Here is a 25,143-nt window from a genome sequence, read left to right as displayed (position 1 = left end):
GCAACATGCTCCACGCAAACACCAACTGCGCAAACCTTTGCCGTGGGAGCTCTCTGTACCCTTCAGGGGATGTCTGCAAGCGATCCGGGTCACACCGAGGTAAGGGGTAGAAGCGAGGAGCGAGTTACGAGTTGCGAGTTGCGAAAAGCGGACAACCCGGTTTTGCTCTTCGAAACTCGAAACTCGAAACTCGAAACTCGAAACTCGAAACTCGCCAACCAACTACCCACAAAAAAGCCGCCCTAAAGGCGGCTTTTCCTACTGCGCTGCGCGACTCAGGCGTTGCGCTTGGGCAGTACGTCTCGCAGCTTGTCGGCCATGCTGCGGATGGCTTGTTCGGTGGTATCCCACGCGATGCAGCCATCAGTGATGGACACGCCGTATTCCAGATCGTCCAGATTGGCCGGTATCTTCTGGTTGCCGAACTTGAGATGGGATTCCACCATCAGGCCAACAATGGACTGGTTACCTTCCAGAATCTGGTTGGCAATGTTCTCCATCACCAGCGGCTGCAGGCCAGGATCCTTGTTGGAGTTGGCGTGGGAGCAGTCCACCATGATGTTGGTGGAGACACCGGCTTTCTCCAGTGCTTTCTCGGCCAGCGCCACAGACACGGAATCGTAGTTCGGCTTGCCGCCGCCACCACGCAGTACCACGTGACCGTATTGGTTGCCCTTGGTGGTGGTCAGCGCCACGCGGCCTTCCGGATCGATACCCAGGAAACGGTGCGGAGACTGGACACTCAGCATGGCGTTCACGGCCACGTCGAGGCTGCCATCGGTGCCGTTCTTGAAACCCACGGGGCTGGACAGACCGGAGGACATCTCGCGGTGGGTCTGGCTTTCGGTGGTACGGGCGCCAATGGCGTTCCAGGAAATCAGATCCTGCAGGTACTGGGGGGTGGTGGGGTCCAGCGCCTCAGTGGCGGCCGGCAGGCCCAGTTCAGCTACATCCAGCAGCAGCTGGCGGGCAATGTGCAGACCATCCTGTACCTTGAAGGAGTCGTTCATGTAGGGGTCGTTGATCAGCCCCTTCCAGCCGGTGGTGGTTCGCGGCTTCTCGAAATAGACACGCAGCACCAGGTAGATGGTGTCTTTCACTTCCTCGGCCAGCGCTTTCAGCTTCTGGGCATAGTCCATGGCCGCCTTGGTGTCATGGATAGAGCAGGGGCCAATCACCACGAACAGACGGTGGTCCTTGCGGTCGAGGATGTTACGAATGGTCTCGCGCCCTTCGATCACGGTCTTGCGCGCATTCTCGGAAAGCGGCAGCTCTTCCTTCAGTGCGTTCGGGGTGATCAGCAGTTCCTGGGAAGCGATATTGAGATCGTCTACCTGTTTATCGGTCATGATGTTCCTGACTACCTGTCGTTGCGGGAGTCCCCGACCCATTCTGTGACGGGCTGCAAAAGCGGGCACTCCTATATATAGAGGTTCAGGAGTCTAGCGGAAACGGGCCGTCAGAGAAATACAGGCGGGGCTGTTGGTGGGATAGGTAACGGTGATGGGCCGGTGTTTTTTCAGCAGAGCCCACTTGTTGGCCGAATCGGGCCTGAATCACCCTCCGCGCAATCCAAAAAGGCGTTCGGCCAACAAGTTGCCTCTCTCACAGGGGCAGGCTTTACCGTTACAGCAGGGCAATCAGCTCCTCCACATAAGCTGGCACCAGCTCGGTGGCCAGGCCATGACGGTGCTTGGCAAAGGCAGTGAGGCGCTGGGAGGGCTCCAGGTTCAGTTCGATGGAGTGCGCGCCATGGCGATTGGCTTCCTCCACAAACCCGGCAGCGGGGTAAACGTTGCCGCTGGTACCAATGCTGATGAAGCGATCGCAACGGGCCAGGGCTTGATATATGGTCTCCATTTGCAGTGGCATTTCGCCGAACCACACCACATGGGGGCGCAGGCACCCCTTCTTGCCACAGAGCGGGCAGGGCATGGCCGGGCTCAAGTCATGGTCGATGGCCACCAGACCGCCACTGGACTGGCAGCGGCCTTTGAGGATTTCACCGTGCATGTGGATCAGGTTCTGGCTGCCTGCCCGTTCATGCAGGTCATCAATGTTCTGGGTCACCACCAGCACACTGCCATTGGGGTAGGCTGCTTCCAGCCTGGCCAGCGCCTGATGGGCCGCATTGGGCTGAATCTCCGGCGTCAGCAGCTGGGCCCGGCGCTGGTTGTAAAAATTCTGCACCAGCAACGGGTTTCGAAAGAAGGCTTCCGGGGTCGCCACGTCTTCCACCCGGTGGTTTTCCCATAACCCGTCAGAGGCCCGGAAAGTCTTGATCCCGGATTCCGCCGAGATTCCCGCGCCGGTAAGTATTACAATGTTTTCAGCCATTTATTTGCTCTCGGAAACGCTTATTCCATGGATACCATCATCGAAAACCAGGAAAACCTGACGCTCAACGGACGTGGCAATGTCACCCTGCTGCATTTTCATCAGGGTATGGTATTGCTGGTGGGGGAAGACGCGGTCGGCCTGTACCGTGACCGTATCGCCATCGACGATCCCCTGGCTAATGGTGTCATCGGCTACGAAAGCATTCCAGCGCCACTGCAGCCGCAGTGGGGGGAGGAATGTGGCTATGTGCGTGAACATCAGTCCGGCTATGTGGGCCTGAACGAGGGCGGGGTCATCTTTATTCGCCCGGATGGGGTGGCCCTCTATCCCTGCGGGCCGGATGCATTGCAGAATCGGCACATGAGCTGGCTGATCCCGTTTCCGCCGTTGAATGCGTAGAGCAGCCTCAGGCAGCACGCTGCACGCAACAGGCAAAACCAACACCGTCGTAAACCCGAAGCCTTGAGGCGCGGGCGCGGCATTGAAGAGAATCGCAGACCTTTATCGCGTTGTTGCGTGTCGTGTGATGCGTGCAGCGTAAAACGGAGTTTTAGTATGGCTGAAGAAACCACCCGCCTGCGTCTGAGAACCCTCACTGAAGACGATTATCCAGCCCTGGCCAAGCTCATGGATCAGGTCTACCACGATATTGGCGGCGCCTGGCCGGAAGACACCATTCGCACCCTGATCCGCATTTTTCCGGAAGGGCAGCTGGTTATCGAGGACAACGGCGAGCTGGTGGCCACGGCACTCACCATCAAGGTGAAGTACGACCGGTTCTCCAATCCGCATCGCTATGAAGATCTGATCACCGATGACAAGGTGCGCTCCCATAACAAGAGCGGGGATGCGCTGTACGGGCTTGATGTGTTCGTGGACAAGGAATACCGCGGTTACCGTCTTGGTCGTCGTCTCTACGAAGCCCGCAAGGAACTGTGCCGGGAAGAAAATCTGCGCGCCATCCTCGCCGGTGGTCGTCTGCCGGGGTACACCAACTACGCAGACCAGATGGAAGTTACTGAGTACATCGAACAGGTAGAAGCCCGCGCCATTTATGATCCGATCCTGTCTTTCCAGCTGGCCAACGGTTTCGACGTTAAGCGCCTGATGAAAGCCTACCTCCCGGAAGATGAAGATTCCCATGGTTACGCCACATTGCTGGAGTGGGACAATATTCTCTATGAACCGGAAGACGACGATGCCGAGTGGCCACGCCGGACTGTGGTCCGTGTGGGTGTGGTCCAGCGGCGTATGCGCGCCGCCCGTGATGTGCAGGATCTGCTCAACCAGGTGGAATTCTTCATTGATGCGCTGTCCGATTACCGTGCGGATTTTGCTGTACTGCCGGAGTTTTTCAGCGCGCCGCTCATGGGCTTGCGCCCGGAACTGAACTCCGTGGAAGCGGTACGCTTCCTGGCCAGCTTTACCGACGAAGTCCGCGATGCCCTGGCGGACATGGCAGTGAGCTACAACATCAATATCGTTGGTGGCTCCATGCCGGTGATTGAAGATGACAAGGTCTACAACGTAGCCTATCTGATGCGCCGCGATGGCTCGGTCGAATCCCAGTACAAGATCCACATCACTCCCCACGAACGCCGTGACTGGGTGATTCAGGGCGGCAACAAGGTGCAGGTGTTTGATACCGACGCAGGTCGTGTGGGCATCCTGATCTGTTATGACGTGGAGTTCCCGGAACTGGGCCGCCTGCTGGCCGAAGAAAAAATGGACATCCTGTTCGTCCCGTTCTGGACCGATACCAAGAATGGCTACCTGCGCGTACGTCACTGCGCCCAGGCCCGTGCAATCGAAAACGAATGCTACGTGGCCATCGCCGGTTCCGTGGGCAACTTGCCGCGAGTGGATGCCGTCGACATCCAGTACGCCCAGTCTTCGGTATTTTCACCCAGTGACTTCTACTTTCCCCACGATGCCATCATCAGTGAGTCGGTGCCCAATACCGAAATGTTGATGTTTGCCGATGTGGATCTGGAGAAGCTGAAGTTGTTGCATCGGGAAGGGTCAGTTACCAATCTGCGGGATCGTCGGGATGATTTGTATCGGGTGGAGTGGAAAAAATGATCAATAAGAACAGTAAGTGAATATTGGGGATAATATGTCTGAATTAGGTGGCGCAATTTTTCATGCGGCTGATTTGATGGCGGCATTATCCTCCATTGTCGTTGCAATTTGGGTCGGTGACTCAGTTGTAAAAAGTCGGCGTGACCAGAGAGAGCACAATAAACTTAGTGTTAAGCCGCTAGTGCATTTATGGACTCACCATGAAGATAGATCCTTAACTGTTCGTTTAGAAAATAACGGGGTGGGACCAGCGGTAATTAAGTGTATTACCCTGATAAAAAAAGGAGATAATAAAAATAGATCACCATTCGGTGATCTAGAAAATTTTCTAATCGACTTTAGGGGCGATGTTTTTGATATTGTCTCTTTAAATCAGATTAAATTAGCGGATAGCTATTCTCTGCCAGCAGGAAAAGCCATAGATCTTGTTCATCTTACCTTGAATGAACCAAATAAGAATTATCTCATAAAGGCTCTGTTTCAAAATTTGGAAAGTAATGTTTTGTTCGAAGTAAGGTATGAATCAATCTATGGTGATGAAGTGATTGCAATCAATCCATAACTTTCATGAGTAACTTGAAGCTCCGATGCCCATCATCCTCTATGTGCTCTTCGCCATCTCCTTCCTGCCCATCTTCCTCGCCTGGGCTGGCGTCTATTTTCGCATCAAGCAATTCAAGCGTTTCGATAATCACCATCCTCGCCAGCAGCAGGCTGCGCTGGAAGGAGCGGGTGCGAGAACGCAGGCGGCGCAGGCGAATGCCTGGGAGGCGCTGATTGTTTTTACCATGGTGTGCTTTATCGCCTATGCCTCCGGGTTGGATCTGAATCGGCTGGATGGGGTGGCGCTACTGTATCTGGCGGCGCGGGTTCTGCACCCGATCCTTTATATCGCCAATCTGGCCTGGTGGCGTTCCGGGGTGTTTGTGGTCGGGATGTTCTGTTGTCTTTACATCGCGATTCTGGCACTGACCCAATAGGGGCAGATGAGCCGCATGGCACAGAGTATCAAGCGGGTGGTGCCGCTGGAGCAGTTCAAGCTGATTATCGAATTCGATGATGGCAGCCTGCGTCAGTTTCCCCATGCCCGGGTGACAGACACTCCGCTGTGGTTTCTGGCCTTTCCCTCCAAACTGCGTACCTGCGAGGTGTCACCTTCAGGCCTGCAATGGCAAGCTGTCGACCAGACCCTGATGTGGGGTGGGCAGAATGTCTGGGCACAGCATGCGTCACTGGATATCCCGACGCTGCAGGAGTGGTCTTCTCCCATCACGCTCGATGAGCTTTCCATGAGTTTGCTCAATGTAGCCATGACCAACCAGGCCCCCACCGAGCAGGATGCGCGTCATCATGTCTATTTTGTCGGGATACGCCCTTTCTGTGAGGACAACTGGGTTGTGCTCGGAGAAAGTATTGGGGGTGGTTTCGCGGAGCGGGGCGGTTCCGTGGCGCTGGCGGTGGAGAATCTGGACAGTTTCAGTGACTGGCGCGGGCACTGTGTCCTGGCCGGGTGTGACTGGATGGTGGCGCTACTGGAAGCGAATGTCAGCGATGCGCAACGCAAGGCGTGCATTCTGGAACGATACGGGGCATCGCTAACGGCCTGACCGGACGGCAAGGAGAGCCAGAAGCATGATCAAGGGATGGGCTGGAGCGGGTTTCGGTATGGTCGTGCTGTTGCTGGCCAGTGCGAGCTGCCGGGCAGACAGCTTCGACAGCCAGCTGGTCGCCGCTGCCATGGAGCGTACTCAGCACAACGTGACTTACAACGGCGCCTATTACCGGCTGGCCTACCCCAACGGCGATGTGCCGGCGAACATCGGGGTCTGTACGGATGTGGTGATCCGATCCTATCGTGCTCTGGGTATCGACCTGCAAGTGCGTGTGCACGAGGACATGGCTGCCCATTTTGAAGCCTATCCTTCCCAACGCATCTGGGGGCTGACCCGCACCGACCGCAATATCGATCATCGCCGGGTACCCAATCTGCAGACCTTCTTTACTCGTCACGGCGAGTCGTTGCCCGTTTCGGATGCCCCCGCAGACTACCAACCGGGGGACCTGGTGACCTGGATGTTGCCCGGCAACCTGCCGCATATCGGTATTGTGAGGGATACCGTGTTTGCCAGGAGTGGCAATCCGGGCATCGTTCATAACATTGGGGCGGGGCCTCGCCATGAGGACATGCTGTTCGATTACCGGATCACCGGCCACTATCGTTATGCCGCGGAGGCAGGACCGCTCCGCTAGGAGCACATCGGCATTGACTGCCAACCAGCCCTGATACAGGGCCATACAAGGAGAGCAATATGGATATTGAAATGAATCAAGGTGGGACTTGCCTCTGTGGAAACGTCAGTTTGAGCGCCAAACCCAAGAGCCGTCATGTGGGGGCATGCCACTGTGCCATGTGCCGAAAGTGGGGCGGTGGTCCGTTGCTGGTGGTGGATTGCGAGGCGTTAACGATCGAGGGTGATGAACATGTGGGGGTGTACTCCTCGTCCGATTGGGCAGAGCGGGGCTTCTGCAAGGCATGTGGCACCCATCTGTTCTATCGATTGAAAGAGGGGGGGCTGTACGCGGTGCCTGTGGGCGTCTTTGACGGCGACAACGACTGGGAATTGGTCCAACAGGTTTTTATCGACAGCAAGCCGGACTATTACTCTTTTGCCCAGCAAACCCGGAATCTAACTGGAGAAGAATTGTTTGCCCAATTCGGGGCATAGCCGGGTTGAGTATAGGGGCCAGCCCTGCAAGTCTGCTCCCCCAAGGGGGAAGGGGAGCAGGCGAGCAAGGCTGGCGTTTACTCGATCTGCTCGAGCGCTTTTCGGGTCTCGGCGTTCTGTTGATCCGCCAGACTGTTGATTTGCGCTTCGAACGCCTTGAGTTCTTCCGCATTGCGAGGAGCCTGGGTCGGCACACCCTCGGGAGCCTGTTCTGCGCTGAGCGCGGTGGTCGGCGTGCTTTGCAGCTGTGTTTTAACCAGCCAGCCCACCGCGAGCAGGGCGACCAGCAATCCAATCAGGCGCATGTTTCTGTTTTCCTCATGATGATGCGATCCATTGACGATGTCAGGCTGCTCCAGAGTGGTCAACAACAGGGGGGCGTGCGGTCGCAATTCGGGGATATATGCGTTGGCCTGCCTGGCAGGCTTGATCTGGGTCAATAAACAGTTACATTGCTCAATGTAACCATTGATGGTGTCATCAATACGCCTCAGGATCGGGTCATTCCGATCTTGCAAAGGGGCATGAAAATGACAATCCAGGTTGATCCTATCCGCCGAAATCTTCGATTCGGCCTACCCAAGGACAAGGCCATTAGCTGGAACCCGGCTGGCCTGCACGTCACCCAGTTCTTCAACACGCTTTCTCTCTTTTTCCCTGCGGGGGAGCGGTTCTTCATTCAGAGCGTGCGCAACTATCGCCAGGAAATCGTCGGCGACGATCTGAAAGAACAGATCTCTGCCTTTATTGGCCAGGAAGGCTTTCATACCCGCGAGCACGAGGAATACAACGATGCGCTGGTGGCGGCGGGAATGCCGGTCGAGGCGATGGACAGGGTCGTCGTCGAGCTGCTTGAACTGGTTAAGAAAGCGCCTCGCTCATTTCAGCTGGCGGCAACGGTCGCACTTGAGCATCTCACCGCGGTGCTGGGCGATGTGCTGTTGCGAAATGACTCCTTGCTGAAGGAAGTTGAGCCACATTTTTCGGCGGTGTGGCGTTGGCACGCTATTGAGGAAACAGAGCACAAGGCGGTGTGCTTTGACGCCTATGAACAGGTGCTGGGCAAGGGGATCAAGGCCTATAGCTTGCGGGTTGGCGCCTTTGTGATTGCCAATCTGCTGTTCTGGAGTCTGTACGTACCGTTCTACACCGTGATGGTGGCCAAAGGCGGTGGTCTGTTAAACCTGAAGGGTTGGGGCAAGGTGCTGAACCTGACGTTGGGCCGGCCGGGCGTGCTGCGCCGGGCATTGCCCGACTGGCTGGATTTCTTCCGTCCGGGTTTTCACCCCTGGATGCACGATAACCGACATTTTCTGGACCTGGCGGATGCGCTCGTCGAGGAAGTGGCCAATTTTGATGTGAACCAGGCCAAGGCCGCCTGAGCAGGGAGCGACACATGAACAGCAAAGTCAAAATCAGTACGAAAACAATCAACAAGGATGTGGCCATTGTTGGGGCTGGCTTCGGCGGCTTGTGTATGGCCATCAAACTGTTGGAATCCGGCAATGAAGATTTCGTGATTCTTGAAAAGGCAAAGGAAGTTGGCGGGGCCTGGTACTTCAATGGTTACCCTGGCGCGGCCTGTGATGTGCAGTCGCATCTCTATTCCTTCTCCTTTAATGGCAAGGCTGACTGGAGCAAGCGTTACGCGCCACGAGACGAGATTGAAAATTACATTCTCGACACCGTGGAGAAATATAACTTGCGTCGCTTTATCCGCTTTGAAGAAGAAGTGAATGAAGCGCATTTTGAAGCAGATACCGGTAAATGGATGGTGCGCACGGCGGCAGGATCCTCAATCGTCTGTCGGCACTTTGTGCTCGCATCGGGCCCTCTGCATGTGCCTAACAAGCCAAACATTAAAGGCCTCAAGCGTTTTAAGGGAAAGGTGATGCATTCCGCCGAGTGGGATCATGGCTATGACCTGGTTGGCAAGAAAGTGATTTCTATCGGAACCGGAGGCAGCGCGATTCAGTACTGCCCGGAGATCGCGCCGAAAGTGAAACATCTGTCAGTGTTTCAGCGCTCTGCAGCCTGGGTGATTCCCCGTGATGAACGTGGCTACCCCGCGATACAGCAGCGACTGTTTGAACGCTTCCCGGGATTGAGGAAACTGCATCGCGCACGCTTGTACTGGAGCAATGAATCCCGAGTGGCACCTGCATCGAGTACCCGGGCGGCGAAGTTGCTGGGAAGCCTTTGCAAGCAGTTCATTCGCTTCCAGGTGAAAGACAAGACGTTAGTGGAAAAGCTGACGCCGGATTATGCATTCGGCTGCAAGCGGGTGCTGATTTCCAACAAGTGGTATCCCATGTTCAATCGCAAGAATGTGGAGCTGGTGACCGCAGGTATTCAGGAAGTGAAAGCCAATAGTGTGGTGACAGACGATGGCGTGGAGCATGAAGCGGATTGCATCATCCTGGGTACAGGGTTTGTGGTTGACCCGCGCATCTACATGAAAGATTTCCCGCTGACCGGTTTGCCGGGACGTGATCTTCACAAGGACTGGGCGGACTCCTCAGAGGCCTACTACGGGATGACAGTGAGCGGCTATCCCAACCTGTACATGCTGGTGGGCCCTAACACAGGGTTGGGCCATAACTCCATCGTGTTCATGATTGAGTGTCAGGTGAACTACATCCTGCAATGTATGACGCTGTTGAAAGCCGAAGGGGCAGACTACCTGGATGTGAAGCCTAATGCCCAGCAGGCCTACAATGATGATGTACAACGCCGCCTTCAAGGCACTACCTGGACGTCGGGTTGTACCAGCTGGTACCAGCAGGAAGACGGCAAGAACTTTGCGCTGTGGCCTGGCTCCACCTGGCGGTACTGGTTGAAAACGCGTCAGGTGCGCAGTACCGATTATGAGTTTGTACATGTGGAGGAAGTCGAGAAGAGCGCTGTTTCTGCCTGAGTGTGTTTGAAAAATTGAGCAGTACGTATCAGAGGGGCTTCGGCCCCTCTTTTTTTCCCTTATGAATACGGGCAATCTTGATTCCCATAAAAAACATATAAATGGAAGAACATTTCAGGGAAGAGGTGGGGAATGACGCTCAGTTTGAATACCAATAAGGGAAAATGGTCACTGGCGGTGTTGCGTGTCACGCAGACCACGGCGAAGGTATGGGTTGGAACGCTGTTCCATACCTTGAGAAAGCCCGAACAGGCCTGCGTGGAATTGATCAAGCCGGATGGCACTCGTATCCGCAAGGATATTGTGAGCAAGGACTGGCAGCGGCCTTTCCGTTATGTGTATCAGCGATTCTACACCACTGTCGAGTTTGAGGATCTGGAGCCCGGTACTCACTATGAGGTGGAGTTCATCCGTCGCATGGATTCAATTTACCGGGAAGTGGAAGAGTGGCAGGTGTTGCGCCACGGCCAATTTGATACCTTGCCTGCAGCTCTCCCCGTGGCGGGGGAGCGGCCTTTTACTGTCGCCCTGGCAGTTGTTTCTATTCCCACCGTGATGGTGGCCAGGCCGCCGGAGCCTATCGGGCGTTGTATGAGCGTGGTCCGGAAGCCGTGCGCCCACATGTCACCTTTCTGACCGGCGACCAGGTGTATCTGGATATCGGTTTCGACTCGTTATCTTTTGTACGCAGCGAAATTCGTGAGCGGGTGGCGGATGATTACGCCCAGCATTGGCAGTTGCTGGGCAGTATTCTCAATCGTGGTGCTACCTGGATGCTGCCTGATGATCACGAATACTGGAACGATTATCCCTTTTACGATTCCCTGATTCCCACGCTGCTGGCACTGAAGATTGATGATGTGCGTGAAACCTGGACCAAGGCGTCAGAGGATGGTGTGCGGCGTATTCAGCAGAGCCCGCGGGTAGACACCTTCGAGATAGATGAATTGTCGTTTTGCCTTGCGGATCTGCGTTCTTACCGGGATGAAGATCGCTTTCTTCCCGAACCGGATTTCAACCGGCTCACCAGGTGGGCAAAAGGATTGAATGGCCCGGGTGTTCTGGTGATCCCCCAGCCTCTGATCGTGGCGCCCAATCCACTGGAGCGAAACCTGCTGAGCTATCGCGGTCAGTATGCCCGTTTGCTGGAAGCCCTTGGTAATACGGGGCATGACGTGGTGGTGATGAGTGGTGATGTACACTTTGGCCGTATTGCCACCACTACCCTGGGTCCCAAGGGGGGCAGGCTGGTGGAAGTGATTGCATCGCCACTGTCCAACCTGACGTTCCTGGACGGGGTTGCCACGTCCACTCCCGAGCTGAATCCAGGCCCCTTCCCCCACGCTTCTGTGCGTCCGGATGGCTGGTCACCGGCCACTGTGCAGTGTTCCGAGTCGGCCGCGGTGAGTACCCGACGTGGGTGGCTGCTCTCTGCCTACCCTAAAGATCGTACCACCGAGCATTTCATGACCGCGGCCTTTCATCGTAATGCAGAAGGAAAGGTGGCACTGAAGGTGGATGCCTGGCGGGTGCGTGAGCGCGATGAAGCGAATCTGCCGAAACGCGATTTTGCTACCTTTGAGGTAGAGTTGTCCTGACAAGACAAAGGAGTGCTCCTATGCAGGTGTGGCTGGTCAGGGTAGTGGCGGTGGTGTTTCTGGGTTACGGCGCTGGGTTCGTGTTTGTTCCGGAGCCCTTGCTAAAGGCTGTGGTCGGCGAGGTGCCGGTCGCGGCATCGGCGTGGATTGATATGCGAGCCACCTATGGTGGGTTGTCGTTGGGGGTGGGGGCGCTGCTCTGGGTGCTGTCGGTGAATCATCAAACACTGAGATCCGGTGTGCTCGGGGTGGTGTTGCTCATGGCGGGTATGGCCTCAGGGCGTGCCGTTGGCATGGTGGTGGATGGCACTCCCAATGGCTATATGGTGATCTATCTGATTCTTGAAGTTCTGACAGCGATGTTGGGGCTTTGGGCATGGCGTAGCCTTCCACGAGATGTTGGTCGTGATTGACAGATCATGGCTGTGAACCCCGGACACCTTTCTCATACGGATACTGCAAGGGGGAGGGCGGTTCAAAGCACTATCGAGAATGCCTCTCTCTGAGTTCTCCGGGGTATGATGGTGGCAATCATCCCGTTTCAGACAGGATCGGAGGTCGCCCCCATGGCAGATATTTACCGAGCTCCCAAAGCCCGACGGCTGTTCGATGGGGGCAGTGAGCCCGCCAGTCCCATTCGAGTTGGTGCTGTCACGGCGGTACAAGTATCACTGGCTTACAGCGTCCTTTTTATGTTGGTCTCTGCGTTTGGCGGGAAGCTGGAGTTTTCCGTATTGATTTTTTTCCTGGTGTTCACGGTATTGAGTACGATCGTTGCCATCCTTTTTACGCTTAGCCTCGGGCTGCTCGTCAATAGCCTGCTGCACTGGGCTGGTTATCCCTATCCCCTTTGGTTTTGTGTGTCGGTGCTGTTAGTGGCGGGCCTGCTTACGATGCTTGGAACAGCGCTGGGCGAAGGAAGGGCGATGGGGGTGGTCGCGATTGCTGTCTGTCTCTACGGGTTACCCATTGCCTGGATTGCCAGCTCCCGGTTGCGTCAACAGCAACGTTTATACGAAGCGTCACTTCCCTCTGAGCAATGACAACCCGTTACTTTCGTCTTGATCGTTATTTGAGTCAGGCTCTTCAGGTAAGCCGTCATTCTCTTCGCCCGCTGCTCGCAGCGGGACAGGTGAGAGTGAATGGTGAGGTGGTGCATGATCGGCAGCAACGGGTTGGTCCCTTTGATCGTATCGAGGTGGGTGAGCAGTTGTTGCAGGCACGAAAAGCCTGTTACCTGATGTTGAACAAGCCCGCCGGGGTGGTGAGTGCTACCAGTGATGAGCACCACACCACAGTTCTGGATTTGGTACCTGAAGAGCTCCGGGAAGACTTGCATCTGGCTGGACGGCTGGATTTCAACAGCACAGGCCTGGTGCTGATGACCAACGATGGCGTTTGGTCGAAGCAGCTCAGCCATCCTGACACAGGGGTCTGGAAGCATTATCGGGTGACACTGGAATCTGCAGTGGATCAGAGTGATGTGTCGGCGTTTGCGGCGGGGATGCGCTTTGCATTTGAAGATCTGACAACCCGACCTGCCAGATTGGAAATTCTGGGTTCACACGAAGCGGATGTGTGGCTGCAGGAAGGCCGCTATCACCAGATCCGGCGCATGTTCGCGCAACGGGGCAACAAGGTGAAAACCTTGCACCGGCTGGCGGTAGGGAACGTGCAGCTGGATAGAACGTTAGCGCCCGGCGAATGCCGGGCGCTAACGGAACATGAAATCAGCTCAATCGCTGATTAGATCAGCGGCTTCCCCTTGGCCAGGCGGCGACGGAAGTCGAGTAGCGGCAGCAGGTAGGCCGCCTGACGTATCGGGCGTGGCAGTAACCCCACGGCTTTGCCAAGGCGCCGCACTGACTTTTCAAACTTGCGCTGTCTTCTCTCATCCCAGTCCAGCTTCATTTCCTTGCGCACTTGCGGTGGCAGAAAGCCGGTGGTCATAAAGCGGTTGAATTTCCCGAACAGCAACTGGCTGACCGGGCTCAGGAATTTGAGATCGGCAATGATCATCAGGAACTCGTGAACACGCTCATCAATGTGCAGCTTCTTTATGCCGTTTTGCCAATACGCCTCGAATGCATCCAGATCCTCTGGCCACATATCCTGACGAACTTGCAGGGTGGTGCCCAGAGGGCGTGCCATTTGGTAGAAGTCCGCCTGCTCTGCGCGGGTCAGCGGACGGTGGACCTTCTGATAGGTATCGACAAAACCCCAGTACAGACAGGATGCCACCCAAAGCTGCAGTTCAGGATCAAAGGCGTTGTACTGCACGGGGGATTCATCGGTGGAGTACACCTGGCGATGAGCACCATTAACGGCACGACGATAGGCCAGCTTCTCTTCTGTGGTGCCCATCATGGCAACGGCAAGGTAGGTGAAAGTGGTGCGGCTGCGCTTGAGTGGGCGGTGAAGCACTGAACCGCTGGTGACGCGACTTTCTGCTACACCGTAGCCTACGCCAGGCAGGGCAAGCTGCATGATGATGTTGGCGCCGGCGGACAAAAAGACCGTGGCATCTAAAATGCCGGGGTATTTCTGGTCCAGCTGTTTGGCGGTAAGTGGTTCAGGCCACTGATTTTCAAGCCGGGTTTTATTATCGATAGAAGTGGCTTGTGCGGTCATTCTTGTTCCCTCGGGGCCAGAGAGTCCTGATCATAAGCTCGTTTCATTCATGCTATCGGGCAGCGCCTCATTCCACAATGAGACAAAAATAATAATATGTATCCCTGGTCGCGGTTAGGGATGCCTGGGAGGTTACTACGCTGGTTTGTGTCTGAAATTCAGCGAAATGAGGCCAAATGCGCTTGTTGTTCATGACTAGACAGTCATGAGATTTATGTTCTTCCCCTTGGCGGGAGGGGCTATCGAGCAACGTGAGTAGCGGCAGGCTCGCGGGATACTAAAGGAAGCAGAACATAAAAAAGGCGCCCCGAAGGGCGCCTTTTCAGTGACACGAAGGAAGTGGCGAATTACATGTTCGGGTAATTCGGGCCACCGGTACCTTCCGGAGCCACCCAGTTAATGTTCTGGGTGGGATCCTTGATGTCACAGGTTTTGCAGTGCACGCAGTTCTGGGCGTTGATCTGGAAACGCTTGTCGCCAGTGTTCTCGTCCTCGACCACTTCGTACACGCCCGCCGGGCAGTAACGCTGTGCCGGCTCGTCCCACTTGGGCAGGTTGACCTGCAGCGGCACGCTCGGATCTTTCAGCGTCAGGTGACAGGGCTGATCTTCTTCGTGGTTGGTGTTGGACAGGAATACGCTGTCCAGCTTGGCGAAGGTGATCTTGCCGTCCGGCTTCGGATAGTCGATCTTCTTGCTCTGATCGGCAGGCTTCAGAGTGGCATGATCCGGGGTGGTGTCATGCATGGTGATCGGCAGCTTGCCGTTGAACAGGTTGATGTCCACGAAGGCAAACGCAGAACCGATGAAGTTGCCGAACTTGTGCTGGGCAGGACCGAAGTTGCGCTGTGCATGCAGTTCTTCGTAAACCCAGCTCTTGTCGAAGGCATCCTTGTATTCGGTCAGCTCGTCGCTGCCACGGCCGCCTTTCAGGGCTTCTGCCAGAATTTCGGCAGCAATCATGCCTGACTTCATGGCGGTGTGGGTGCCCTTGATCTTGGCAAAGTTCAGGGTGCCAGCGTTACAGCCCACCAACAGACCACCCGGGAAGGTCATCTTCGGCAGAGACTGCAGGCCGCCCTTGGCGATGGCACGTGCACCATAGGAAACACGCTTGCCTCCTTCCAGATGCTTCTTGATCTCCGGGTTGGTCTTCCAGCGCTGCATCTCGTCGAACGGAGAGACGTGCGGGTTGGAGTAGGCCAGATCGGTAATCAGACCCAGGGCAACCTGGTTGTTCTCGATGTGGTAAAGGAAGGCACCGCCCGGGGAGCCAGATTCGCTCAGCGGCCAGCCAGCAGTATGAATCACCAGACCTTCCTGATGCTTGGCTGGGTCGATGTCCCACAGTTCCTTGATGCCGATACCGTAATGCTGCGGATCAGTACCTTCACGCAGGTTGTACTTTTCCATCAGCTCCTTGCCAAGCTGACCACGGCAGCCTTCGGAGAAGATGGTGTACTTGGCGTGCAGTTCCATGCCGGGCATGTAGCTGTCTTTCTTCTCGCCATCGTGACCGATGCCGAAATCGCCGGTCGCGATACCCTTAACGGAGCCGTCTTCGTTATAGAGGATCTCGGTGGCAGCAAAGCCCGGGAAAATTTCGATGCCCAGACCTTCAGCTTGCTCACCCAGCCAGCGGCACAGGTTACCCAGGGAAATAATGTAGTTCCCTTCGTTGTGCATGGTCTTGGGTACGAACAGGTTAGGTACCTTCTGTGCCTTTTCCGGGCCGGTCAGGTAGTAGATCTCGTCACCGGTCACCTTGGTGTTCACAGGTGCGCCCATCTCTTCCCAGTTGGGGAACAGTTCGTTCAGGGCGCGCGGCTCGAGTACCGCACCAGAGAGAATATGGGCGCCAACTTCGGAGCCTTTCTCTACAACAACAACACTGATTTCCTGACCGGTTTCCTGGGCGATCTGGCCCAGACGGCAAGCGGTTGCCAGACCGGAAGGACCGGCGCCGACGATGACTACGTCGACTTCCATAGATTCGCGTTCCACAGCCTTCTCCTCGCTATCGGATTGCGTTTCGGCCCGGAAGCCACTGAGAAAGCTATTCTGAAGGGGATCAATTTCCCGTGAGCCAGAATTGCTTTCTCAGCAGCCGACCGTGGCCAGCCTTGGGGTGGCGCGGAGTATATAGAGATAGCGGTATCCGCACCACTGCCTGGGAGGCTCTGATTGACCCAGATGCCGTGACGCGATGTCAGGATGGGTACATATATAAGGAAGCAGCAGGGGGCTGCCGCTCCCTTGGTCAGAGCGCTTTTCAAACAACTGTTTGGATTATCCCTTGCTAGATGCTTGATTTTCAACAAAATGGCCGACCGGGAAGTCACAAAAAACTGACATTTTATGTTGCCTATTTGCAGCAAAATCATCTGCTTACGGATTTTCGGCCTATTGACCTGATGTGGCCGAGCGTTCAAGATAGCGGCTCTTTCGCGGGGGTGGACCCGGCAACGGCGTCATGTCGCCTCCTTCTACAAGTCACCCAATGGAACATTCCGAGGATCCTATGAAGGTTCTTGTACCCATCAAGCGAGTCATTGACTACAACGTCAAGGTTCGCGTGAAGGCGGACAACTCTGGTGTTGATCTCGCTAACGTCAAAATGGCCATGAACCCCTTCTGTGAAATCGCTGTAGAAGAAGCGGTGCGCCTAAAAGAGAAGGGTGTGGTTACTGAAATCGTTGCTGTCTCCATCGGTCCCAAGACCGCTCAGGAACAGCTGCGTACTGCCATGGCTCTGGGCGCTGATCGCTCTATCCTGGTAGAGACTGACGAAGACGTTCAGCCGCTGGGCATTGCCAAGGCGCTGAAAGCTATCGTTGATGAAGAGAAGCCTGAGCTGGTTATTCTGGGCAAGCAGGCCATCGACGGTGACAACAACCAGACTGGCCAGATGCTGGCTGCTCTGACCGGCATGCCGCAGGGTACCTTCGCTTCTGAAGTGAATGTGGCTGACGGTAAAGTGAAAGTAACCCGTGAAATCGACGGTGGTCTGCAGACTGTTGAACTGACCCTCCCGGCCGTGGTTACCACTGACCTGCGTCTGAACGAGCCGCGTTACGCGTCTCTGCCGAACATCATGAAAGCCAAGAAGAAGCCGCTGGATACCAAAACCGCTGCTGATCTGGGCGTTGACCTGACTCCGCGTGTGACCACTGTAAGTGTGGAAGCACCGGCCGAGCGTCAGGCTGGCATCATCGTTGGCTCCGTAGACGAGCTGGTCGAGAAACTGAAGAACGAAGCGAAGGTGATCTGATGAGTGTATTAGTTTACGCCGAACACGATAACGCCGCGCTCAACAAGGTCACCCTGAGCGTAGTAGCTGCTGCCAAGGCTATCGGTGGCGACATCACCGTACTGGTTGCTGGTAAAGGCTGTGGCGCTGTTGCTGAAGAAGCTGCCAAGATTGATGGCGTTTCCAAAGTACTGTGCGCTGACAACGATGCCTACGAGCATCAGCTGGCCGAAAACGTTGGTGATCTGGTGGCTGAAGTTGCTGCCGATTACACCCACGTTCTGGCTGCGGCCACCACCACTGGCAAGAACTTCGCTCCGCGCACCGCTGCTCTGCTGGACGTGGCTCAGATCTCCGAGATCTCTGACGTGGTCGACGCTGATACCTTCAAGCGTCCGATTTACGCAGGTAACGCTATCGCTACCGTCAAGAGCTCAGACGCCAAGAAAGTGATCACCGTGCGTGGTACTTCCTTCGATGGCGTTGCGGCCGAAGGTGGTTCTGCTGCCGTAGAGAGCCTGGACGCTGCCAAGAACGCCGGTACCTCCGCGTTCGTTGGTGAAGAGCTGGCCAAGTCTGACCGTCCTGAGCTGACTTCTGCCGAGATCGTGATCTCCGGTGGTCGTGGCATGGGTAACGGCGAGAACTTCGAAATCCTGTACAAACTGGCTGACAAGCTGGGCGCTGGCGTGGGTGCATCCCGTGCTGCGGTTGATGCAGGCTTCGTACCGAACGATATGCAGGTAGGTCAGACGGGTAAAATCGTTGCACCGAACCTGTACGTTGCTGTGGGCATCTCCGGTGCCATCCAGCATCTGGCCGGTATGAAAGACTCCAAGGTCATCGTTGCGATCAACAAGGACGAAGAAGCCCCGATCTTCCAGGTGGCTGATTACGGTCTGGTTGCTGACCTGTTCGAAGCAGTACCGGAGCTGGACGGCAAGCTGTAAAAACAGCGCGCTTTCCGCACCAACAAAAAACCCGGCCTTGTGCCGGGTTTTTTGCTTTTAGCTACAAGCTACGTTTGATCGGAAATAAGCCCCAAAATAGTTGCCCGTTTTTTTGGTTAATAGAAACGCCTTCCAAATCGTCGAGTTCGGCGACAGGCAGGATCTGATGCCCCCTGTAGGAGCTATGCTTGCATGGCGATCCTCGTCTCAGCGAGGCAAGGGTTCCAGAGACGCCGTTCGAATGGTGGGAGATTCAACTTGATGAACGAAGAGCTTTCCGATGGCATGGCCTTTCCAGAATGACCCGCCCCATTCGGGCAACAAGTTGTCTCTCCTGCAGGGGGCTCGTACTCATAGAAACGGAGGTTGTATGTTTTCAGGAAAAACCGCCCTTATCACTGGTGCTTCCAGTGGCATTGGTGAAGAAATGGCTCGTCAGTTGGCGGCGATGGGCTGCAACCTGATTCTGGTGGCACGGCGGACTGAGCGTCTTGATGCGCTGGCAGCCCAGTTGGCTGAGGTGAGCGTGGGTGTGATTACCCTGGATCTGGCTCTGCGGGATGCACCTCAGATGCTTTTTGATGAGGTTCAGCGGCGAGGTTCGCAGGTGGATATTTTGATCAACAATGCGGGTTTCGGTTATCAGAAATCGACGCTTGAGATGTCCCTGGAAGAACAGCTTGGCATGGTGGATGTGAACGACCGCGCTTTGCTGGCACTGATCCGTCTTTTTGCCGAGCCCATGGCTGGCCGTGGTGAGGGCTGGATCCTCAACGTGAGTTCGGTTTCTGCCTGGTTCCCGATTCCGGGGATGGCAGCCTATGCGGCGAGCAAAGCGTTTGTGCAGACATTGAGTCGGGCTTTGCATGAAGAGCTGAAACCGTCAGGCATTACCGTGACCACGCTGAGTCCCGGTGGCACCCGGACAGAGTTTTCTGCCAAGGCGCGTGGCCAGATGGACCCCTCATTGGAAAAGGCCATGATGCCTGTGGAGCCAGTGGCGAGGGCCGGTCTTGAGGGGCTGGCAAGGGGGAAGGCCGTAGTGGTGCCTGGAGGGATGTATCGAGCCATGACCTGGATAACACGTTGCCTGCCGGATAGCGTGGTAGTGCGATTGGCTGGCTCGGTGATGGGGAGGAATAATAGCTGGGCAGACGTCTGAAGACTGATGCGAAAGGCAGAAATTAACCGGCGGCGAGAGATCACCGCTTCTCCTTTATCGTGACCGGGTTGATCAGCAGGCTGGACTTCTGCCGGTCAGGGCCTCACGCAAGGCGATTTCTTACCTCGTCTGCAATTGCCAGGGCGGCAGTCAGGCCCGGTGATTCGATACCCAACAGATTGATCATGCCGGCCAGCCCGTGCTGCTCCTCATCCTGAATCAGAAAGTCCGTGACGGGCTTACCGCCGCTATACAGTTTGGGTCGAATACCGGCATAGCTTGGCTGCAATTGCCCCGGATTTACATCAGGCCAGTACTCGCGAATGGCTTCCAGAAATCGCAGCTTGCGATCTGCGTTGACCGCGTAATCTGGAGGTAGATCGTTGTCGATCCACTCCACATCCGGGCCAAAGCGTGCCTGACCTATCAGATCTACGGTGAGATGTACGCCCAGACCATGACTTTCCGGCATGGGGTAGATCAGCTTTTGAGTTGGGCTGCGGCCAAGCAGCGAAAAATAATTACCACGTGCCTGGCGCTGTTCCGGGATCCTTCTGGAAGGAAAGCCTGATGCATTTTCCAATAGGCGGGTGGTGAACAGCCCGGCGGCGAGGATCAATTGTTGGCAGCCAAGGTGAAAGTGCTGGCTGTCGCTATCAATCACCGAGAGGGTGAAGTGATTTGATTCGCATGTGATGTTCTCGACTCTGTGGCGCAGGGTTAGCATGGCCCCGTTGCGTTCGGCATCCCAATTGAGCCGGGCAAGAAGGGCGTGGCTGTCTATGATGCCTGAGTGGGGGCTAAGCAATACCTCACTGGCGCGCAGCCAAGGTTCCTGTCGTTGCCACTCAGCTCTGGCAAGGAGTTGAAGGGGAAGAGTCCCCGCGGCTGTGGCATTGTGTTGCAATTGGTGAAGTTGTTGCTCCTGTCCCTGTTGTGCCACCAATAGCTTGCCGCACTGTCGGAAAGGTACGCCTGTCTCTTCACAGTATCGATACAGTGCTTCATTGCCAGCCAGGCATAGCTGCGACTTGAGTGAGCCGGGAGGGTAATAGAGTCCGGCGTGAACGACCTCGCTGTTGCGCGAGGAGAGGTGAGTACCAATCCGGTCTTCCTGCTCCAGAATGATGACGGAGCGGTCCGCGGATAATGCCCGTGCCACGGCAAGGCCGACCACACCGGCGCCAACGATAACGGTATCAACGATTTCCATGTCTATGCCCGAATCCGGGCGCAATTCGCACCATGCACTTCGTCTTGCCCTGTTTTGGATCCTGAGTCCGGCAAAGCCGTGTCAAATGGCCTTTCTGCTATGCCCATTCTGGCACAGGACTTGCTGAAGTGTTGAGTGAGAAGTGCTCAGGGGCATGCCTGTAGCGTGCCCCAGGACCAAGGAATTCGCCATGCGGTCATTAAAGTTGCCGGCGGTGTCCGGTTTCGACGAAATGATAGCGCCGGGCGGTGGGGTGCGGCCTCACTATACGAGTTATCACGATTGGTTGCTGCAGCAGGATCGCGGTCTGTTGCAACGCAAGCGCAAGGAAGCGGAACTTCAGTTTCATCGGGTTGGTATTACCTTTAACGTTTACGGCGAGGAAAGCGGCACGGAGCGCCTGATTCCGTTCGATACCTTGCCACGTGTGATACCCGCCAGCGAATGGGCGTTGCTGGAGAAAGGGGCGATCCAGCGCGTCAATGCCCTTAATCTCTTCCTCCACGATATCTACCACGACCAAAACATCATCCGCGACGGTCGTATTCCCGCCGAACAGATCTTTGGCAACAGTCAGTACCAGCCTTGCATGCAGGACGTGGACCTTCCCAATCAGGTGTATTCGCAGATCAGCGGTGTGGACCTGATTCGTGATGGTGAAGGGGACTGGTATGTACTGGAGGACAACCTGCGCACGCCCTCTGGTGTGAGTTACATGATCGAGAACCGGCGCATGATGATGCGTCTGTTTCCGGAGCTGTTTGCTGAACAGACTGTGGCACCGGTGGAGCATTACCCGACCTTGTTGCTGGAAACCCTGCAGCAAAGTGCCAGTCACAGTCACCCAACAGTGGTGCTTCTGACGCCTGGACAGTTCAACAGCGCCTATTTCGAACATGCCTTTCTGGCTCAGCAAATGGGCATCGAGCTCGTGGAAGGGGCCGACCTGTTCGTCAAGGATGGCTACGTGTACATGCGCACCACGGCGGGCCCGCAGCGGGTGGATGTGATTTATCGGCGTATCGATGATGACTTTCTCGATCCGTTGGCCTTTCGCTCTGATTCCATGCTGGGCGTGCCGGGCCTTCTGTCAGTTTACCGTCAGGGTAATGTGGTGCTGGCCAATGCGGTGGGCACTGGCGTCGGGGATGACAAGTCCATCTATCCTTACGTACCGGACATGATCCGTTTCTATCTGGATGAAGAGCCTATCTTGCACAACGTGCCCACCTGGCAGTGCCGCAAACCTGAGGACCTGAAAGAGGTGCTGGGGCGCTTGCCCGAACTGGTGGTTAAAGAAGTCCACGGGGCGGGGGGCTACGGGATGCTGGTTGGGCCGGCGGCAAGCAGTGCAGAGATTGAGATGTTCCGTGATCGTCTGTTGGCAGACCCGGAAAACTATATTGCGCAACCAACCCTGTCGCTGTCCACCTGCCCGATATTCGTGGAAGAAGGTATTGCCCCTCGTCATATCGATCTTCGTCCTTTCGTGCTCAGTGGTCATGACACCCGGGTGGTACCGGGGGGATTAACACGGGTGGCAATGAAGGCGGGCTCTCTGGTGGTGAATTCCTCACAGGGAGGCGGCACCAAAGACACCTGGGTGCTGGAAGGCGGGGAGGAGGACGCATGCTGAGTCGTACCGCTTCGGACCTTTACTGGCTGTCCCGCTATTTTGAGCGGGCAGAGAATACGGCGCGGATGCTGGACGTGGTCTGGAACCTGTCGCTGATTCGCTTTGCGGTGGATACCCAGGCAGAGATGGCGGCGCCGTTAGCGATTACCGGGACTGCGGATCACTATGGGTCTCGCTACGGAAAGATCACCATTCAGAACCTGCTGTTCTTTTTCACCCTGGATGCGGATAGCCCTGCCAGTATTTACTCCTGCCTGCGTCAGGCCCGGGCCAGTGCCCATGCAGTGCGAGGCAAGATCACCTCTGAGATGTGGGAAAGCGTCAACAGCACCTGGCTGGAATTGAAGGAGATCCGCCAGACGGGCCTGCAGGCTTACGGCGAAACCGCGTTCTTTGAATGGGTAAAAAATCGTTCTCACCTTTTCCGCGGAGCGACTTACGGCACCTTGATGCGTAGTGATACCTTCCGATTTCTGCGTTTGGGAACCTTCATCGAGAGGGCTGACAACACGGCCCGTATTCTGGATGTGAAACATCGCGAGGGACAGTCGGAATCCAATACCACGCTGGACTATTACCGCTGGCATGCGCTGTTACGATCGGTGGGCGCCTATGAGGCGTTTCGTGAAATGTTCAGTGAGACCATTAATGCAGAGCGAGTGGCGGAACTGCTGATCTTGCGACCGGAAGTGCCGCGCTCGTTGCTTTCGTGCCTGCAGATGCTTTGTGATCTTTTGCCAGCCATTGAAGGCAATGCGGGTTTGCAATCAAAACGCCTTGCCGCGGTGCAGCTGGCTCGCCTGCAGTACGGCGATATGGAACATATCGTTGATATTGGCCTGAATGATTATCTGACGGACTTTCTTCGCCGCATCAATGAGCTGGCGGACACCATTCAAAGTGAATACCTGGAGCTGGTATGAAACTGTCCATTCAACACAGCACGGAATACCGTTATTCGGAACGGGTGAAGCACAGCACCCAGTACCTGCGGCTGACGCCGCGGCCCTCGGCGCGGCAGCGGGTATTGAGCTGGGAGCTGGATCTGCCTGAGCAGGCAGATGAAGGATCCGATAGCTATAACAACATTCTGCATGTGCTGACGCTGGACAAGCCACACCAGCAAATCTCGCTGACCGTGAAGGGTGAAGTGGAGATTACGGATGAAGACAGTGAGGATAGCGATCATCGACTGTCACCTTTGGTCTTTACCCGGCCCACGTTTTTGACGGAGTGTAATGAAGCGCTGGAGGAGCTGGCTCACCGGTACGACTCCATGGCGAATGCCGGGCGGCTTGAGCGGTTAAGTGAATCCATTCTGGAGGGCATGCCGTTCACGCCCGGCGTGACCAGTGTTGCCAGTAATGCCCGAGAAGCCTGGAAAATCGGAAAGGGGGTGTGCCAGGATCATACCCATGTTTTTCTGGCCTGCTGTCGTGCTTTGGGGATGCCGGCCCGATATGTGAGTGGCTATTTGTACAGCAAGGATTCCGAGCATGTGGCCAGCCATGCCTGGGCGGAAGTCTGGCAGGATGACAGCTGGAAAACCTTTGATGTCACCAACCAGATCTGTCAGCCGCGCCATCACCTCAAGCTGGCGGTGGGCATGGATTATATGGATGCATGTCCGGTCCGTGGTGTACGCTTCGGCGGTGGAGTCGAGTCACTGGAAGCGGTGGCACAGGTCAACCGGACCGTGTCCGAAAGCATGCAGTGAACCGGCGGGGATCTTGATCGGAGCTGAACAGCATGACCTATTGCGTGGCCATGTCCCTGGAGAAGGGACTGGTGTTTGCTGCGGATTCGCGCACCAATGCGGGGGTGGACCACATTGCCACCTTCAGAAAACTGCACAAGTTCATGATGGATGGCGAGCGTTCCATTGTCATACTGAGTGCAGGTAATTTGGCGACCACGCAAAGTGTAATCAGCCTGCTCAATATGCGTCTCAACAGCGATCAGCCTAACCTGTTCGGTGCCCGTTCGATGTATGAAGTGGCAACCATCGTGGGCAGCACCTGCCGGGAAGTGATCCGTCGGGATGCGGGGCAGAGCCAGGGCAATGTGGATTTTGGCAGTAGTTTCATCGTTGGCGGCCAGATCCATGGTGAAAGGCACCGTCTGTTTCAGGTGTACCCTGAAGGCAACTTTATAGAGAGCACATCGGACACGCCTTATTTTCAGATTGGTGAGATCAAATACGGCAAACCGATTCTGGATCGCGTGGTGGATTATCACCTTCCCCTGAAGGATGCGGCCAAATGCGCCCTGATCAGTCTGGATTCGACGATCCGTTCCAACCTGTCAGTGGGATTGCCGCTGGATGTGCTGATTTACAAGTCAGACAGTTTTGACTTGTCCAATCACCATGATGTGACGAATGAAGACAGCGGCTTTCGCGCACTGGGAGAAGCCTGGTCACAGGGGCTGAGAGAAGCGTTTGCGAAATTGCCGGATGTGGAGTGGGAATAGGAAACGCGGTACGCAACACGCTTCATGCAACATGCGAAAACCTTCAGCTCGGGATTGGCTTGCAAGCGAACCTTGCATGGGTGAGGTATGCGGTTTCGAGAAGCGAGTTTCGAGTTGCGAAAGGCAACAATCCATGTGTAGAGGGCGGAGTTTGAGATTTTGATTTT

General features: G+C 55.8%; 27 protein-coding genes. 21 read left to right on the top strand and 6 right to left on the bottom strand.

Annotation, left to right across the window (positions count from 1 at the left end; genetic code table 11):
* Positions 1 to 275: 275 nt before the first annotated feature.
* Together GFN93_RS13330 and cobB are read right to left on the bottom strand one after the other, a co-directional pair.
* Positions 276 to 1,349 carry a 3-deoxy-7-phosphoheptulonate synthase gene (locus GFN93_RS13330; protein WP_153501528.1) on the bottom strand — a complete coding sequence of 358 codons (1,074 nt, stop codon included), beginning with the start codon at positions 1,347 to 1,349 and terminating at the stop codon, positions 276 to 278.
* A 277-nt stretch (positions 1,350 to 1,626) separates the two neighbouring features.
* A complete protein-coding gene (gene cobB, locus GFN93_RS13325; RefSeq protein WP_153501527.1) occupies positions 1,627 to 2,337 on the bottom strand; it encodes a Sir2 family NAD+-dependent deacetylase in 711 nt (236 codons plus the stop codon).
* Between the two features lie 27 nt (positions 2,338 to 2,364).
* Here cobB and GFN93_RS13320 point away from each other — a divergent pair, with 27 nt between their 5' ends.
* From GFN93_RS13320 to GFN93_RS13290, 7 genes are all read left to right on the top strand, one after another.
* The gene (locus GFN93_RS13320) at positions 2,365 to 2,739 is read left to right on the top strand and encodes an NUDIX hydrolase (protein WP_153501526.1); all 375 of its coding nucleotides are present in this window, start codon (positions 2,365 to 2,367) and stop codon (positions 2,737 to 2,739) included.
* A gap of 156 nt (positions 2,740 to 2,895) precedes the next feature.
* Entirely contained in the window at positions 2,896 to 4,422 is a 1,527-nt protein-coding gene (locus GFN93_RS13315; protein ID WP_153501525.1) for a bifunctional GNAT family N-acetyltransferase/carbon-nitrogen hydrolase family protein, read from the top strand.
* Positions 4,423 to 4,438: 16 nt separating this feature from the next.
* Entirely contained in the window at positions 4,439 to 4,984 is a 546-nt protein-coding gene (locus GFN93_RS13310) for a hypothetical protein (protein ID WP_153501524.1), read from the top strand.
* 25 nt (positions 4,985 to 5,009) lie between these two features.
* Positions 5,010 to 5,402, top strand: a complete 393-nt coding sequence (locus tag GFN93_RS13305) for an MAPEG family protein (protein WP_153501523.1) — start codon at positions 5,010 to 5,012, stop codon at positions 5,400 to 5,402.
* A 15-nt stretch (positions 5,403 to 5,417) separates the two neighbouring features.
* Entirely contained in the window at positions 5,418 to 6,029 is a 612-nt protein-coding gene (locus GFN93_RS13300) for a DUF2442 domain-containing protein (protein WP_153501522.1), read from the top strand.
* 25 nt (positions 6,030 to 6,054) lie between these two features.
* The gene (locus GFN93_RS13295) at positions 6,055 to 6,672 is read left to right on the top strand and encodes a DUF1287 domain-containing protein (protein ID WP_235901840.1); all 618 of its coding nucleotides are present in this window, start codon (positions 6,055 to 6,057) and stop codon (positions 6,670 to 6,672) included.
* A gap of 59 nt (positions 6,673 to 6,731) precedes the next feature.
* Positions 6,732 to 7,148 (top strand): GFA family protein, encoded by a 417-nt coding sequence (locus GFN93_RS13290; protein WP_153501521.1) that lies wholly within the window; start codon positions 6,732 to 6,734, stop codon positions 7,146 to 7,148.
* Between the two features lie 77 nt (positions 7,149 to 7,225).
* Here the strand turns inward: GFN93_RS13290 and GFN93_RS13285 are convergent, their stop codons facing one another.
* Positions 7,226 to 7,666, bottom strand: a complete 441-nt coding sequence (locus GFN93_RS13285) for a hypothetical protein (RefSeq protein WP_153501520.1) — start codon at positions 7,664 to 7,666, stop codon at positions 7,226 to 7,228.
* Positions 7,667 to 7,678: 12 nt separating this feature from the next.
* On the opposite strand from GFN93_RS13285, the gene GFN93_RS13280 reads away from it, so the two are divergent.
* From GFN93_RS13280 to GFN93_RS13250, 7 genes are all read left to right on the top strand, one after another.
* Positions 7,679 to 8,530: a metal-dependent hydrolase gene (locus tag GFN93_RS13280; RefSeq protein WP_153501519.1), complete on the top strand. Its 852-nt coding sequence runs from the start codon at positions 7,679 to 7,681 to the stop codon at positions 8,528 to 8,530.
* 14 nt (positions 8,531 to 8,544) lie between these two features.
* On the top strand, positions 8,545 to 10,065 hold the full coding sequence (locus GFN93_RS13275) for a flavin-containing monooxygenase (RefSeq protein WP_153501518.1): 1,521 nt from the start codon (positions 8,545 to 8,547) through the stop codon (positions 10,063 to 10,065).
* 132 nt (positions 10,066 to 10,197) lie between these two features.
* On the top strand, positions 10,198 to 10,701 hold the full coding sequence (locus GFN93_RS13270) for a hypothetical protein (protein ID WP_153501517.1): 504 nt from the start codon (positions 10,198 to 10,200) through the stop codon (positions 10,699 to 10,701).
* Positions 10,677 to 11,663 (top strand): metallophosphoesterase family protein, encoded by a 987-nt coding sequence (locus GFN93_RS13265; RefSeq protein WP_153501516.1) that lies wholly within the window; start codon positions 10,677 to 10,679, stop codon positions 11,661 to 11,663. Before GFN93_RS13270 ends, GFN93_RS13265 begins: the two co-directional genes overlap by 25 nt.
* Before the next feature lie 20 nt (positions 11,664 to 11,683).
* Positions 11,684 to 12,076 (top strand): DUF4345 domain-containing protein, encoded by a 393-nt coding sequence (locus tag GFN93_RS13260; RefSeq protein WP_153501515.1) that lies wholly within the window; start codon positions 11,684 to 11,686, stop codon positions 12,074 to 12,076.
* Between the two features lie 153 nt (positions 12,077 to 12,229).
* Positions 12,230 to 12,706 (top strand): hypothetical protein, encoded by a 477-nt coding sequence (locus GFN93_RS13255; RefSeq protein ID WP_153501514.1) that lies wholly within the window; start codon positions 12,230 to 12,232, stop codon positions 12,704 to 12,706.
* Positions 12,703 to 13,413, top strand: coding sequence for a pseudouridine synthase (locus GFN93_RS13250; RefSeq protein ID WP_153501513.1), 711 nt, complete (start codon positions 12,703 to 12,705; stop codon positions 13,411 to 13,413). Before GFN93_RS13255 ends, GFN93_RS13250 begins: the two co-directional genes overlap by 4 nt.
* On the opposite strand, the gene GFN93_RS13245 is transcribed toward GFN93_RS13250, so the two are convergent.
* Both GFN93_RS13245 and GFN93_RS13240 read right to left on the bottom strand, forming a co-directional pair.
* The gene (locus GFN93_RS13245; protein ID WP_153501512.1) at positions 13,410 to 14,294 is read right to left on the bottom strand and encodes an oxygenase MpaB family protein; all 885 of its coding nucleotides are present in this window, start codon (positions 14,292 to 14,294) and stop codon (positions 13,410 to 13,412) included. The genes GFN93_RS13250 and GFN93_RS13245 overlap by 4 nt on opposite strands.
* A gap of 347 nt (positions 14,295 to 14,641) precedes the next feature.
* Positions 14,642 to 16,297 (bottom strand): electron transfer flavoprotein-ubiquinone oxidoreductase, encoded by a 1,656-nt coding sequence (locus GFN93_RS13240; protein WP_328594647.1) that lies wholly within the window; start codon positions 16,295 to 16,297, stop codon positions 14,642 to 14,644.
* 517 nt (positions 16,298 to 16,814) lie between these two features.
* On the opposite strand from GFN93_RS13240, the gene GFN93_RS13235 reads away from it, so the two are divergent.
* The 3 genes from GFN93_RS13235 (at position 16,815) to GFN93_RS13225 (ending at position 19,655) form a co-directional block, all read left to right on the top strand.
* Positions 16,815 to 17,564: an electron transfer flavoprotein subunit beta/FixA family protein gene (locus GFN93_RS13235; protein WP_153501511.1), complete on the top strand. Its 750-nt coding sequence runs from the start codon at positions 16,815 to 16,817 to the stop codon at positions 17,562 to 17,564.
* Positions 17,564 to 18,493, top strand: coding sequence for an electron transfer flavoprotein subunit alpha/FixB family protein (locus tag GFN93_RS13230; RefSeq protein ID WP_153501510.1), 930 nt, complete (start codon positions 17,564 to 17,566; stop codon positions 18,491 to 18,493). Before GFN93_RS13235 ends, GFN93_RS13230 begins: the two co-directional genes overlap by 1 nt.
* A 370-nt stretch (positions 18,494 to 18,863) precedes the next feature.
* A complete protein-coding gene (locus tag GFN93_RS13225) occupies positions 18,864 to 19,655 on the top strand; it encodes an SDR family NAD(P)-dependent oxidoreductase (RefSeq protein ID WP_153501509.1) in 792 nt (263 codons plus the stop codon).
* A 103-nt stretch (positions 19,656 to 19,758) separates the two neighbouring features.
* Here the strand turns inward: GFN93_RS13225 and GFN93_RS13220 are convergent, their stop codons facing one another.
* On the bottom strand, positions 19,759 to 20,868 hold the full coding sequence (locus tag GFN93_RS13220; protein ID WP_153501508.1) for an NAD(P)/FAD-dependent oxidoreductase: 1,110 nt from the start codon (positions 20,866 to 20,868) through the stop codon (positions 19,759 to 19,761).
* 190 nt (positions 20,869 to 21,058) lie between these two features.
* Here GFN93_RS13220 and GFN93_RS13215 point away from each other — a divergent pair, with 190 nt between their 5' ends.
* Genes GFN93_RS13215 through GFN93_RS13200 form a run of 4 tightly spaced genes read left to right on the top strand, consistent with a single transcriptional unit; the run spans position 21,059 to position 24,976 of the window.
* Complete coding sequence (locus tag GFN93_RS13215; RefSeq protein ID WP_153501507.1) at positions 21,059 to 22,504, top strand: circularly permuted type 2 ATP-grasp protein; 1,446 nt, start codon at positions 21,059 to 21,061, stop codon at positions 22,502 to 22,504.
* Positions 22,498 to 23,427 carry an alpha-E domain-containing protein gene (locus GFN93_RS13210; RefSeq protein ID WP_153501506.1) on the top strand — a complete coding sequence of 310 codons (930 nt, stop codon included), beginning with the start codon at positions 22,498 to 22,500 and terminating at the stop codon, positions 23,425 to 23,427. Before GFN93_RS13215 ends, GFN93_RS13210 begins: the two co-directional genes overlap by 7 nt.
* On the top strand, positions 23,424 to 24,221 hold the full coding sequence (locus tag GFN93_RS13205; RefSeq protein WP_153501505.1) for a transglutaminase family protein: 798 nt from the start codon (positions 23,424 to 23,426) through the stop codon (positions 24,219 to 24,221). The genes GFN93_RS13210 and GFN93_RS13205 overlap by 4 nt, the downstream gene beginning before the upstream one ends.
* A gap of 32 nt (positions 24,222 to 24,253) precedes the next feature.
* Positions 24,254 to 24,976 (top strand): peptidase, encoded by a 723-nt coding sequence (locus tag GFN93_RS13200; RefSeq protein ID WP_153501504.1) that lies wholly within the window; start codon positions 24,254 to 24,256, stop codon positions 24,974 to 24,976.
* Positions 24,977 to 25,143: the final 167 nt, after the last annotated feature.

Source organism: Alcanivorax sediminis (genome assembly GCF_009601165.1).
Lineage (GTDB): Bacteria > Pseudomonadota > Gammaproteobacteria > Pseudomonadales > Alcanivoracaceae > Alcanivorax > Alcanivorax sediminis.
The sequence above is the reverse complement of the archived record's forward strand: the minus strand, read 5'-3'. Positions and strand labels throughout refer to the sequence as shown.

What these genes read in the sequence shown, in the direction of transcription:
- GFN93_RS13330 (WP_153501528.1), bottom strand. Translation starts at nt 1,349, where the DNA reads ATGACCGATAAACAGGTAGACGATCTCAATATCGCTTCCCAGGAACTG.
- cobB (WP_153501527.1), bottom strand. Translation starts at nt 2,337, where the DNA reads ATGGCTGAAAACATTGTAATACTTACCGGCGCGGGAATCTCGGCGGAA.
- GFN93_RS13320 (WP_153501526.1), top strand. Translation starts at nt 2,365, where the DNA reads ATGGATACCATCATCGAAAACCAGGAAAACCTGACGCTCAACGGACGT.
- GFN93_RS13315 (WP_153501525.1), top strand. Translation starts at nt 2,896, where the DNA reads ATGGCTGAAGAAACCACCCGCCTGCGTCTGAGAACCCTCACTGAAGAC.
- GFN93_RS13305 (WP_153501523.1), top strand. Translation starts at nt 5,010, where the DNA reads ATGCCCATCATCCTCTATGTGCTCTTCGCCATCTCCTTCCTGCCCATC.
- GFN93_RS13300 (WP_153501522.1), top strand. Translation starts at nt 5,418, where the DNA reads ATGGCACAGAGTATCAAGCGGGTGGTGCCGCTGGAGCAGTTCAAGCTG.
- GFN93_RS13295 (WP_235901840.1), top strand. Translation starts at nt 6,055, where the DNA reads ATGATCAAGGGATGGGCTGGAGCGGGTTTCGGTATGGTCGTGCTGTTG.
- GFN93_RS13290 (WP_153501521.1), top strand. Translation starts at nt 6,732, where the DNA reads ATGGATATTGAAATGAATCAAGGTGGGACTTGCCTCTGTGGAAACGTC.
- GFN93_RS13280 (WP_153501519.1), top strand. Translation starts at nt 7,679, where the DNA reads ATGACAATCCAGGTTGATCCTATCCGCCGAAATCTTCGATTCGGCCTA.
- GFN93_RS13275 (WP_153501518.1), top strand. Translation starts at nt 8,545, where the DNA reads ATGAACAGCAAAGTCAAAATCAGTACGAAAACAATCAACAAGGATGTG.
- GFN93_RS13270 (WP_153501517.1), top strand. Translation starts at nt 10,198, where the DNA reads ATGACGCTCAGTTTGAATACCAATAAGGGAAAATGGTCACTGGCGGTG.
- GFN93_RS13260 (WP_153501515.1), top strand. Translation starts at nt 11,684, where the DNA reads ATGCAGGTGTGGCTGGTCAGGGTAGTGGCGGTGGTGTTTCTGGGTTAC.
- GFN93_RS13255 (WP_153501514.1), top strand. Translation starts at nt 12,230, where the DNA reads ATGGCAGATATTTACCGAGCTCCCAAAGCCCGACGGCTGTTCGATGGG.
- GFN93_RS13250 (WP_153501513.1), top strand. Translation starts at nt 12,703, where the DNA reads ATGACAACCCGTTACTTTCGTCTTGATCGTTATTTGAGTCAGGCTCTT.
- GFN93_RS13245 (WP_153501512.1), bottom strand. Translation starts at nt 14,294, where the DNA reads ATGACCGCACAAGCCACTTCTATCGATAATAAAACCCGGCTTGAAAAT.
- GFN93_RS13235 (WP_153501511.1), top strand. Translation starts at nt 16,815, where the DNA reads ATGAAGGTTCTTGTACCCATCAAGCGAGTCATTGACTACAACGTCAAG.
- GFN93_RS13230 (WP_153501510.1), top strand. Translation starts at nt 17,564, where the DNA reads ATGAGTGTATTAGTTTACGCCGAACACGATAACGCCGCGCTCAACAAG.
- GFN93_RS13225 (WP_153501509.1), top strand. Translation starts at nt 18,864, where the DNA reads ATGTTTTCAGGAAAAACCGCCCTTATCACTGGTGCTTCCAGTGGCATT.
- GFN93_RS13220 (WP_153501508.1), bottom strand. Translation starts at nt 20,868, where the DNA reads ATGGAAATCGTTGATACCGTTATCGTTGGCGCCGGTGTGGTCGGCCTT.
- GFN93_RS13215 (WP_153501507.1), top strand. Translation starts at nt 21,059, where the DNA reads ATGCGGTCATTAAAGTTGCCGGCGGTGTCCGGTTTCGACGAAATGATA.
- GFN93_RS13210 (WP_153501506.1), top strand. Translation starts at nt 22,498, where the DNA reads ATGCTGAGTCGTACCGCTTCGGACCTTTACTGGCTGTCCCGCTATTTT.
- GFN93_RS13205 (WP_153501505.1), top strand. Translation starts at nt 23,424, where the DNA reads ATGAAACTGTCCATTCAACACAGCACGGAATACCGTTATTCGGAACGG.
- GFN93_RS13200 (WP_153501504.1), top strand. Translation starts at nt 24,254, where the DNA reads ATGACCTATTGCGTGGCCATGTCCCTGGAGAAGGGACTGGTGTTTGCT.